The 11018-nt window shown below is 57.3% G+C and carries 6 protein-coding genes and 5 pseudogenes; 4 read left to right on the forward strand and 7 right to left on the reverse strand.

Annotation, left to right across the window (positions count from 1 at the left end; genetic code table 11):
* Positions 1-68: 68 nt before the first annotated feature.
* The 3 genes and pseudogenes from ACR0KW_RS20585 to ACR0KW_RS20595 form a co-directional block, all read right to left on the reverse strand.
* Positions 69-1019, reverse strand: coding sequence for an ABC transporter substrate-binding protein (locus tag ACR0KW_RS20585; protein ID WP_480806671.1), 951 nt, complete (start codon positions 1017-1019; stop codon positions 69-71).
* 266 nt (positions 1020-1285) lie between these two features.
* Positions 1286-2042 (reverse strand): annotated as a pseudogene (locus ACR0KW_RS20590) (IS5 family transposase).
* Positions 2043-2106: 64 nt separating this feature from the next.
* Positions 2107-2536, reverse strand: a pseudogene (locus ACR0KW_RS20595) (DDE-type integrase/transposase/recombinase); the annotation flags it as partial.
* On the opposite strand from ACR0KW_RS20595, the pseudogene ACR0KW_RS20600 reads away from it, so the two are divergent.
* The 3 genes and pseudogenes from ACR0KW_RS20600 to aspT (ACR0KW_RS20610) all read left to right on the forward strand — a co-directional run.
* Positions 2533-2661, forward strand: a pseudogene (locus ACR0KW_RS20600) (integrase core domain-containing protein); the annotation flags it as partial. The pseudogenes ACR0KW_RS20595 and ACR0KW_RS20600 overlap by 4 nt on opposite strands.
* Positions 2662-3057: 396 nt before the next feature.
* Positions 3058-3209: pseudogene (locus tag ACR0KW_RS20605) on the forward strand (IS3 family transposase); the annotation flags it as partial.
* A gap of 457 nt (positions 3210-3666) precedes the next feature.
* Positions 3667-5367 carry an aspartate-alanine antiporter gene (aspT, locus tag ACR0KW_RS20610; protein WP_480806672.1) on the forward strand — a complete coding sequence of 567 codons (1701 nt, stop codon included), beginning with the start codon at positions 3667-3669 and terminating at the stop codon, positions 5365-5367.
* A gap of 1 nt (position 5368) precedes the next feature.
* Here aspT (ACR0KW_RS20610) and aspT (ACR0KW_RS20615) read toward each other — a convergent pair whose 3' ends face one another.
* The 4 genes from aspT (ACR0KW_RS20615) to ACR0KW_RS20630 form a co-directional block, all read right to left on the reverse strand.
* A complete protein-coding gene (gene aspT / locus ACR0KW_RS20615; RefSeq protein WP_480806673.1) occupies positions 5369-7042 on the reverse strand; it encodes an aspartate-alanine antiporter in 1674 nt (557 codons plus the stop codon).
* Positions 7043-7068: 26 nt separating this feature from the next.
* Positions 7069-8700 carry a bifunctional aspartate transaminase/aspartate 4-decarboxylase gene (locus tag ACR0KW_RS20620; RefSeq protein WP_480806674.1) on the reverse strand — a complete coding sequence of 544 codons (1632 nt, stop codon included), beginning with the start codon at positions 8698-8700 and terminating at the stop codon, positions 7069-7071.
* Between the two features lie 117 nt (positions 8701-8817).
* Positions 8818-9324, reverse strand: a complete 507-nt coding sequence (locus ACR0KW_RS20625) for a hypothetical protein (RefSeq protein ID WP_480806675.1) — start codon at positions 9322-9324, stop codon at positions 8818-8820.
* 410 nt (positions 9325-9734) lie between these two features.
* Positions 9735-10685: a GlxA family transcriptional regulator gene (locus tag ACR0KW_RS20630; protein ID WP_480806676.1), complete on the reverse strand. Its 951-nt coding sequence runs from the start codon at positions 10683-10685 to the stop codon at positions 9735-9737.
* Between the two features lie 138 nt (positions 10686-10823).
* On the opposite strand from ACR0KW_RS20630, the pseudogene ACR0KW_RS20635 reads away from it, so the two are divergent.
* Positions 10824-11018: pseudogene (locus ACR0KW_RS20635) on the forward strand (hypothetical protein); the annotation flags it as partial.

Below are 11018 nucleotides of genomic sequence, written 5' to 3' on the forward strand. Positions count from 1 at the left end.
TTTGATGCAAAACAGGCCGCCGGACATGTCCGACGGCCTGTCCGGTTTTCAATTCCGGTTGGCGTCAATCACTGAGACATCCAATCCAGAACAGCATCTTCGTTAGCTGCCACCCATTCCTCGGCATAGGCGGCGGGCTCTTTGCCTTCGATCACTAGCGCATAGGTCATGGCGGAAACCGTATCGGTGTCCAGTTTCATGTTCGCCAGCAGCTGGGCAACTTCGGGGAACTCATCCTCAAGGGTTTTTGCATAATGCAGGTGCAGATAGGCCAAATCCCAAGCCACACCGGCCTCGGATTTCTCAAGCCAATCCGGATCGTCGGTGGGCTGCAACACGTTCCACTTGGACGCGTCATAGGCCGGCTCTTCCAAAATCTGCATGTCATGCAGGGCAAAGACATAATGCGGCGTGTAGCAGAACCCGACCCACGGATCGCCCGCCTTGATCGCGTTGTCGAGGTTGGCATAGGCCACCGTCTCGTCAATCTCGGTCAGTTCCATCACCTGATCATAGCCATAGGACTTGGCGCGGATTTTCTCGACATTGGTCGAGGCCCAGCCCGGCGCGCCGATCCAGACCTCACCCTGACCGTCGCCATTGCTGTCGAACAGCGCGGCAATATCGGGGTTGGTCAGATCGTCAATCGAGCGGATATCATTGGCATCTGCAGTCGCCTTGTCGACACACATGCCCTGAAACGCCTCAACGCCGTTGGGGTTGAAAGCAACGGTACCTTTGTCGGTGACATAGGTATCATGCAGGTTCTGCTGGTTCGGCATCCAGACCTCGGGGTGGACATGCATGGCGCCGGAATCCATCGCCTCGAACACGATCGGGTTGGTTCCGTTCTGCAGCTCGACCTCAAGCCCGAGGTTCTGTTCGATCGCCACCTTCAGAATATGGGCCGTGGCATTCACCGACGGCCAGTTCGGCACACCGATCACGATATCCGCAGCCATTGCTGGCCCGGCGACCGCCATCGATGCGCCTCCCAGTAGCATTGCAATTTTTTTCATCTGATATCTCCATGTTGGTCGTCCGTGGCGCTTGTTTTTTGCCCTTTTCGGGCATTGGCGCACCTTGTGAACAATAGCGGGAAGGCCAAGCTTTCCCGTCCTCTGGGCCAGCGGCTTACTGCGCCAGGTTGGCCCCAAAATTGAAACATGCCAGCACGCCGCCCTTCAAGAAATACGTTCGACAATCAGTTCTATGCGGCATTATCGTAGTTTAGTTTCGCTTTTTTGCAAATTAGCCCCCCCTAGGGTGAGGACTCGTTCTTGTTTCATAGCCAAAATATGACGATTGCGGCGAGAGCGATGGCTGAGAGAAAGACCTTTGAGCATCTATCGTACCGGGTTGCTACACGCCGCCAATCCTTGAGCCTGCCGAACATAATCTCGATCCGATTACGCTGCTTGTAGCGGCGTTTGTCAAATTTCACAGTGGCCTTGCGTTGCTTCCGACCGGGGATACAGGCGCGGTTCCTCTTGTCTTTCAGTGCGTCTCTGAACCAATCGGCGTCGTAACCTCGATCTCCGAGCAGCCAGTCGACATTTGGCAGGCTGATCAAAAGGACCTTGGCCCCGATGTAGCCACTCACCGGCCCGAAGGTAACAAAGAGGCTCAAAGGTCGCCCCGTGCTGTCACAGATGGCGTGCAACTTGGTGTTCAGGCCGCCTTTGGTTCTGCCAATTAGGCGACCGCCCCCCCATTTTGACGACCAAACTGGACGCTGTACGGTGGGCCTTCAGATAAGTTGCATCGATCTTGGCCGTTCGTTCTTCGCCATGCTGAGCAGGCAGGCCAACCAGCATCTGGGCAAAGATGCCTTTGTCACTCCATCGCTTCCAGCGGTTGTACGGCGTCTTGTGCAGCCCGTATTCCCTGGGTGCGTCCCACCACCGTAAATCATTGCGGTTAATAAAGATTATCCCAATCAACGTACGCCCGACATCAACCCGTGGCTAGCCGTGGGACTTAGGGAAATGGGGCTCCAGACGCGCCATCTGCGCATTGCTCAGCCAGAAAAGATCAGACATGGCACCGTTCGTTTTTCGAACGATGAATCACGCCGCCCGACGGAAATCAATGGGTCCTGACCCTAGGCGCGATGTAATGTCGGCCGACGCCAGTATCCTGACACCACCTCAGGACAGCGTGAGATGTCATTTCCGTTCCATTGCCAGAGACGATCATGTCCGGCTGGCCGCGCCGGCGGATCAGTTCCTCCAGTTCACGGGTCATCCGCGCCCCAGAAAACGAGCGATCCATGACGGTTGCCAAAGCCTCTCGATTGCAATCATCCACGATACACAATACCCGGCAACCGCTGACCGTCTTCGAAGGCGTCGGACACAAAGTCCAACGACCATCGTTGGTTGGCTCGAACCGGCACGAGAACAGGCCTGCGCGTGCCCAATACCTGCTTGCGCGACCGTCTGCGACGCACCGCCAGCCCTTCCTCGCGATACAGACGGAACAGCTTCTTGTGGTTCACCTCAAAGCCGTCTCTGGCCAACAGAATGCTAAAACGCGTCATGGTTTTTATCAACGGATCACGCGCGAGCCCGGATCAACAGCTGGAGGCATGATTACAATGAAAACAGGCCGCATTCTTCGCTCGGAAACTTGACGCCGAGGGAATTTGCGGCCCAACTAACCGAACCCCGAAAAGTCGCATAAAAACCAGACCAGATACGGGGTGAGTTCCAATTTGAAGGATGACCAACACGTCAATGGCCTGATGCCAGGGGACTGGGCCAGGTGAAACAAAAGACGGGTTCAGTGTTTGAGCGGACAATTGTCGTTAGCTCGACCATGGAAAAACACTTGCCCGGCAGGAGCAAACAAGCCGTGATCTTCGATTTCATGCTTGAGGCCGTCAAACAACCGTTCCTCCTCCGGCCTGGGACCTGACTGTCTGACGTCAGTGCCAATGGGACAGTTTAGATTGATATGACAACAGAGGGTTTCTGGCTCATTGCAACCGCCAAGGAGTGGAGATGAGATGAGTCAAAGCGTTAAGCGTTTGATCCAGTGGATCAAACTTAGCGCATGACCGGAGCCCAGCCGAGCCACGACGAGAAAGTTGTTGAAGACATTCGCCGTGCGATGCGCAAACAGTATTCGATTGAAGAGAAGATTAGGATCGGTGGGGCGGCCTGAAGGGCGAGGTCAGCACTGCGGAGCTGTGCCGTCGTGAAGGCTGGGATGCGGTGATACCCGATGTCCAAACGGCTGGCTGCAGCAATTGGGTATTTCAGTTGATCGACCAAGGTCAACAGGTGGCTGGCCCGGCCCAGCAATCGCTACAGAAGCAGCGCAACCGGCACATGTGCACCCGAAATCAAAATCGGAACTGCTTATGCCATCACACCTTCACCGAAATGGCCACCATGGACGGAGCCTCATTTGTAGAATTAGTCAACCCAACCCCACATCCACAGAGTTTACAAGCGGGCAACGACGCAGGGCCGGACGTATTGCTCAAGTCTTAGCGGTCCGTGCGCGCTGGTTCTCAGGGGACAATTTGACAGAACACGAAGTCGATGTTTACCTGAGCGCAGCGCGATGCAGGTAGTCTGAATTTCCAAGATTTATCAGCGTACTGAGACGTCTTTCACGGCGGCATTAAGGCCAGAATTGAAACCTGGAGAATTTGAGATGGAATTGATCGCAGAACAGCTTCGCGCCTTTCCGATCATGGCGCTGTTTCTTTGTCTGGGTCTGGGTTATGGCGTCGGCAAGTTCCGGGTCGGAAAGTTCGAACTGGGCGGTATCGCCGGGACCCTTCTGGTGGCGGTCTTCGTAGGTCAGATCGGCGGCATCAACCTGAGTACCGATGTTCAGAACGTCTTTTTCTCGCTGTTCATCTTCATGGTCGGCTATAATGGCGGGCCGCAGTTCTTTGCGGCCCTGAACCGAACCGCCCTGACCAAGCTGCTGGCCGCGTTCTTGATGACCCTCTGGGGGCTGTTCTTTGTCATCGTCGTCGCTCGATTGGCCGGTCTGGACAAAGGGCTGGCGGCGGGGCTGGCCGCTGGTGGCCTGACGCAATCGGCCATCATCGGCACTGCCGGCAACGCCATCGACCTGTTGGGACTGGCCGCGGATGAGGCCGAAAAGCTCAAGACCAACATCGCGGTGGGGTATTCAGTCACTTATATCTTTGGCTCGATCGGCCCGATCCTTGCCGTCAGTGTTATCCCGATCATCATGCGCGTCGACTTGCGGCAAGAGGCGATCAAGCTGGCCCAAAAACTCAGCGGTGGTGGCCGCAAGCTGGAGGAAGGCGAGTTCCTTCCGATGAACCGCTTCGATGCCCGCGCCTATCAGGTGAATAACGACGCCTCAATTGCGGGCCAATCGGTGAAGGCGATTGAGGGTGGATACGACGGCGATCTGATCGTCGAGAAGGTGCTGCAAAACGGCGCCCCGGTTGATCCGACGCCCGAAACTGTCGTCAACGCCGGGGACGTAATCGTCGTGTCGGCGCTGGTTGCAACACTGACACAGTTCGAGGGCACCGCAAGTGGGGAGATTGGAGAATACCCGCCCGAACTGACCGTTGTGGAAGAACGCCGCAACATCGTCATCACCAACCGCAAGCTGGCGGGCAAGACCCTGTCACAACTGCGCGAGGCACTGACAGCGGATCAGCGGCGCGGGGTCCATATCTCGAAGATCACGCGCATGGGTCATGACGTGCCCGTCCTGCACAACACCGAAATCCACGCAGGCGATGAGGTTTCAATCGTCGGCCACAAGGACGATCTGAACCGGGTGTCGAAAGTGGCAGGCTATGTGCCGCCCTCGGCCTCGGTCACGAATTTCATTGCGCTGGGGATCGGTGTGGCCGTCGGCTATCTGATCGGCGAGATCAGCTTTGTCATCGCGGGCACGAAAGTGGCTCTGGGGTCGGGCCTTGGTTGCCTCGTGACCGGATTGATCATCGGATACCTGCGTATCCGGAGGCCCAAGATCGGTGGGATCAACCGGGGTGCCGCGAATTTCCTGCAGAGCTTTGGTCTGGCTGTTTTTGTCGGAGTTGTTGGCCTGAACGCAGGCAAGCCCGCGCTGGAGGCGATTCAGGAATACGGCATTACCCTGTTGCTGCTGGGCGTGGTCGTCACGCTGATGCCGATGATCGTTCAGTTCCCGATCAACTATTTCGTGCTGCGCATCAAAAACCCGGTCGAGGCCTGCGCGGTGGTGACCGGGTCACGCTCGGGCAATCCGGGTTTTGCGACGCTGCTGGAAAAGACCGGAAACGCGACCCCGACGCCTGCCTTCACCATGACCTATGCGGTGGCGAACATCTTCCTGACTTTGTGGGGGCCGCTGGTCGTAGCGTTTGTGCCCTAGGCTACATCAGCAGGATCACGATGACCGAACCCCACAAGGCCAACAGCACGTTGCCGACAGCGTAACCCAGGCCGTAGCCCAGCGTCGGAACCTGGCTTTGCGCGGCCTCTTGCACGGCGGCCAGACCGGGGGCCGACGTCCCTGCCCCGCAGCACGTGCCGGCCAAAACGCCCTCGTTTATGCCAAAAACCTTGCGGCCCACAAAAACCGCGGACCCGTGGGCCAAAAGCACAATAGCGACCGAGCCAAAGATCAGCGACGGCCCGCTTTCCATCACTCCGGTGACAAAACTGGGGCCCGAGGTGATGCCCACACAAGCCACAAACACGCACAGCCCCAGCGAGTCGAAGATCCACAGCGTCGCCTCGGGCACAAAGCCAAATGTCCGGTGGGTCGAGCGCAGCCACCCCGCCACCAGACCACCCAAGAGCACCCCGACTGAAGTGCCCAAACCCAGCTCAATCGCGCCGTACTTCAGCGCGGGGATGCCGATCAGCCCACCCAGCAGGATAAAAAAGGCCACAAAGACCATGTCGGTCTTGTTGGCTTCGCGATCCAGATAGCCCAACCGATTGGCGGCATCTTCGATATGGCTGCGGGTGCCCGATACGGTCAGCACATCGCCCTTGTGCAGGGTCACGCCGCGAAAGATCGGCAGCCGCTCACCGCTGCGCATGATACCGCGCAGATAGATGGTGCGCGCCTCGGGGCGGGCGGACAGTTCGGCCAGGGTTTGGTTGACCACCTCTTTATTGGTCACGACGATATCATTGGTCTGAACCGGAAGATCGAGAAGTTCGGGGTCTTCGACCTCTTCCCCCAACATGGCGGTGTGATCGATCAGATAGGACCGCACGCCTGCGATGGCGGCGATGTCGCCCTCTTGCAGCACCATATCGCGCGAGGTTGGCAGGATTCTGCCCCCGCGCCGCACCCGGTCGAAATAGGCGCGGACATGGTCCGGCACGCGGGCCTCAAGCTCGGAAATTCTGTGGCCGGCAAATTCAGGATTGATGCGATAGGCGCGCGCCTCAAAGTCGCGATGTTCCGACACCATAGGGGCACCGTTGTTGTTCAGCTCGGCCTCATGTTCCGCGCAGGCCTCTTTCAGCGACCGGCCATAGAACCGGGGGGCCAGTTGAGTGTGGAAAAAGATTGTGGCGATCACGCCAACGAAATAGGCCACGGCGAAACCGGTGGCGATCTCTCCATCGAAAATCTGCTGCGCCGCCTCGTCCGCCCCGGTTTTGGCAAAGGCATCAATGGCCACGCCCAGCGTAGCACTTTCGGTCACACCGCCCGCCAAAAGACCCGCTGCAATCCCCACTGACAGCCCCATCAGCGTGGCCAAAAGCAGGGCGACGACCAGCGCCACAACACACAGCAGCACGGTGACGGCAATCTGTGGTAAAGCATGCAGGTTCAGGGATCGAAAGAACTGCGGCCCGGTTCGGTAGCCGATGGAAAACAGGAACAGCAGAAAGAAAGCCTGTTTCAGATCATCCGACACCACTACTCCGGTCTGCCCGACCAACACGCCAGCCAGCAGGCACCCCGCCACCGAACCAACGGTGAACGAACCGACGGTGATTTTGCCTAGCGCATAGCCAAGGGCGAGGCTGCAGAACAGAGCAAGGGCGGGATGATGACCAAAGATCGACCCGATCAGTTCCAAAGCAGCAGCCTCTCCGCAGTTCCGCCTTAGCCGTGCAGCGGCAAGCCTTTCGAGGCGCGATAGGCCTGCACATAGCCAATGGCCACAGCCCGCACCGCGCGTCCGATCTGACAATAGGCGCTGTCATCAAGATTGGCGAAAGACACCCGCGCCGACCAGTTCGGGGCATCAAAACCCGATCCGTTCAGTAGCACGATCCCGTGGTCCTGCGCCAGCTTGAAGGAAATATCCAACGGGTGGACGTTTTCCTTGATCCACTCGACCACCTCTTCGCCGACATATTTGCGTAGCCAGTACTCGAAATCGATGATGCCGTAATACCGGTCGAACAGCGGGTTGTCGGGGACCTCGATGCCCATCCCATCAACCAACTCATCAAAGCGGTGCTTCAGGATACCCCAGCAGAACTTCTGATAGCCTTTGTCCTCGTCCATCAGTTCCACCAGCGAAAACAGTGTCATCATCACCTGCTGCGGCAGCGACAGGCCCGCCGTGTGGTTCAGCGCGACGTCACGACTGTCGGCGACAATCCGGTCGATAAATTTGAACGAGTCCGGGTCCGGGGTCAGCGTCTCGTACCGCGCATTCACAACGGCTTTGGTCTCGGCCGGGGCCTCGGCGATCATCTTGTCGAAGATGTTGTTCTCGGCCACCAGAATCGCGCCCAGCCGCCAGCCGGTGCAGCCGAAATACTTGGAGAAAGAATAGACCCCGATTGTATTCTCAGGCAGATGCCCCATCACAGACTGAAAGTTCGGAATGAACGTGCCATAGACGTCGTCAGTCAGGATGATCAGATCCGGACGGCGTGTTTTGACGAACTCGACCAGCCGGGCCATCACCTCGGAGCTGATCGCGACCGAGGACGGGTTACCCGGGTTCACTAGGAACAGCGCTTTGACTTTCGGGTCAGACAGTTGCTCCAGATCGTCATCGGTCAGCTGGAAATGGTCCTCCTCTTCCGAGGATACATCCACCACGTTCAACCCGTAATCTTCCAGCACCGGCATTTCCAGGTAAGGCGTGAAGATCGGTGTGCCCAAGGCGATGGTGTCACCCGCATTCAGCAGTCGCTGGTTCTTGAGCGCCTTGAAGATATAGCACATCGCGGCGGTGCCACCTTCGACCGCGTAGATGTCGAACTTTGCGTTGGGCCGATGCCCCGCACACATCGCCCACATCACGTATTCATGGACGATCGCTTCGTTGTGCTTCATGCACCGGTCCGGCATCGGATAGTGGTCGCCTACGACGCCGTCGGTCAGTTCCAGCACGAAATCGTCCGGCGTGAAGCCGAATTTCTCAATCGCAAAGTCCACGAGGGCGGCCAGAGTATCCGCGCCCGGAGGGCCGTTCTTATCAACTGAGTCCACACAATACGCCTTGAGCCTATCATGGCACCCCGGCCCCTGCGGCATCCCGGACAGCCCAACCTGCGGTTCATTGCGGTGACGTTGCGCTTCGGTCATTGCGAACTGGCCCAGCAGGAAAAACGCCTCACGGGCTTTTGTGGCGATCCAGTTAGGATTGCCTCGTCCTGCATTCAGATAAGGCAATGCCATCTGGCGCGACTCTTTCTCGGCCAGCTTGATGAGTTCGTCTTTTATCTGGAAAGGACTTAGATTTTCAAACTTATGCAGGTCCAGTGTTTCTGACATCGCATCAAACCCTTGCGTTAAATCCATCGGAAGAATTCAACCGGATCGTACGCAAGGATTTGTGGTTGTGTAAACTGTGCAGTCAGGTCCTGACGTGGGGGCAGCCCCACTGAAGCGTCAGTTGATCCGGGCCGACGCCGCCAGCGCACCGGCCAGGGCGTTTTGAATCTCGTCCGGGAAATCCCGACCCTTTTCATGCAACCCGGCGGCGACCCAACCCACGGTGTGCCCCCGGCTACCGATGTCATTGGCCCGTACCACCGTGGGGGACGTGCGCTCGATACTGACCAGCGCCATCGAGCGTTCGATCTCACGTTCCGTCAGAACCATCTTGACCGCGCTGAAGATGTCCACCGACACCTGCAGGGTTTGATGCTCCAGCCGATGCCCGGCATCCGTCAGCAGGCGCGTGCAAAAGGCCGAAAGAAAATACCAGCGGAAGATGGAAAACACCCGACCCTGCAATTCGCTATGCACCGCAACACCACTAGTAGCCGCACCGGCGATACGTTCGAACGCGGCTTCAGCAGCTTTGGACGCCTGACATATCTGCCGCTCGCGCTTCGCAATAGAAATAATACGCGGCGCAAATTCCACTGCGGCTTCGTGGGATTCCAAATTCATATGCGTCCTCCAACGTTAACTCCTGATGAGGACTTGGAAACTCTCAAAGAAATTCGGTTGCGATTTAACGCCATTATTTGCAGAAATCGTCCCTTTATTGGCTAAATAAAAATGACACAAAGCAAGTAATAACGCAAACATAAGTAGGCTCGGGACCTGCGCAGCAGTTTGTCTGCGGGGGCTTTCTGCTCAACCTGAATTAGGGCAGCAACGCTAAGTTAGGCCAAAACCTACATATATCTGACACGATCTTGTAATAGTTATGCCCATTTTGGCATCTATGAATGCTTAATCCTGCTGATCAGTTTACGAGTTTGAATTTAACGAGGGGGTACGAGCGGGACCAGGGGGTGAGCGCCTGACCAGCCGGGCTCGCCGACGGACAGAGCAGCTCCCCCCGCCGCTGACACTCAGTCAATTTTGCTTTTCTGTGCATGTGGCGTGACGCCAAAGCTGGACCGATAAACCCGCGAAAAATGCCCGGGGCTTTCGAACCCGCAAGCCATGGCAACCTCGGTCACTGACGCCTCGGTTTGCAGCAACAACTTTTGGGCACGCTCCAGGCGCAATTCCATAAAGTACTTCTTGGGCGAAGAGTTCAGGTATTTGCCGAACAACCGTTCCAGCTGACGGGTCGATATGCCCAGATCTTCGGCGATTTGCGACGGCGACACCGGTGCTTCGATACAATCCCGCATGATGTGGATCGCCTTGGCCAGATGGGCGTTTCGCATCCCGTTGCGCGACTGTAGCGACACCCGCTGTTTCGCAGTGGCATTGCGTACTGCGTTATAGACCATCTGATCTGCAACTGCGATGGCCAGTTCTTCACCGTGGTCGCGTTCGATCAGGTGCAGCATCAGGTCGGCGGTCGCAGTTCCGCCCGAGGCCGTGATGTGCTTTTCGTCAGCTACAAAGACGCTGCGCACCAGATTCACTTCGGGGAACGCCTCCATGAACGCATCATGGTATTCCCAGTGGATCGCCGCCTGCATCCCGTCCAGAAACCCCGCCTCGGCCAGCAGCCAGGCACCAGAGCATAACGCGCCAAGGGCCGTTCCCTTCGCGCGCTCACGCCGCAACGTTGCCAGCAACGACCGCGTTGCGTGGTTTCGCATATTAATGCCGGAAAGCACGAACAGCTGATTGGTCTTCGGCAACACATCCAAACCGCCATGCACCAGCGTGACCGACCCGTTGGAACAGACTGCCTGTTCGCCATGTTCGGAAAGGAAGCTCCACTCGTAAAGCTTCTCGCCGCTGACAAGATTCGCGATCCGCAGTGGCTCGACCGCGCAGGAAAAGGCGAGGTGCGAAAATTCCTCGACCAGAATGAAGGTGATGTGGCGCGGTTGGCGCATCGGGTGTTCCGTTCAGTTTTACGTAGTCAATAGTCTATGCTGCACGATTCTTTTCTATATACAATATGTATTTTCTTAGAATACTAATGGCGCACCGAAGCAACGCCGCGATTCGCGCCATACGTCCGGGGAGGGCGAATGAAAGCCGACACCAAACCCTGCAAGGCCAAGCTGGTCCAGCATTTGCGGGCCACGATCCTGCTTCCGCGCCTGCATCCTGGCACGGATTTGGACGAGTCTGTTGCGGGTTCATTGGCGATTGATCATTGGAATCTGTCGCGCGACCAGATTGAGTTGTTTGTCACGCCCACGGGGCTTGACTTGCCGCTGGGA

Source organism: Ruegeria sp. CG11 (assembly GCF_056537245.1).

What these genes read in the sequence shown, in the direction of transcription:
- ACR0KW_RS20625 (WP_480806675.1), bottom strand. Translation starts at nt 9,324, where the DNA reads ATGAATTTGGAATCCCACGAAGCCGCAGTGGAATTTGCGCCGCGTATT.
- ACR0KW_RS20630 (WP_480806676.1), bottom strand. Translation starts at nt 10,685, where the DNA reads ATGCGCCAACCGCGCCACATCACCTTCATTCTGGTCGAGGAATTTTCG.
- aspT (WP_480806672.1), top strand. Translation starts at nt 3,667, where the DNA reads ATGGAATTGATCGCAGAACAGCTTCGCGCCTTTCCGATCATGGCGCTG.
- ACR0KW_RS20585 (WP_480806671.1), bottom strand. Translation starts at nt 1,019, where the DNA reads ATGAAAAAAATTGCAATGCTACTGGGAGGCGCATCGATGGCGGTCGCC.
- ACR0KW_RS20620 (WP_480806674.1), bottom strand. Translation starts at nt 8,700, where the DNA reads ATGTCAGAAACACTGGACCTGCATAAGTTTGAAAATCTAAGTCCTTTC.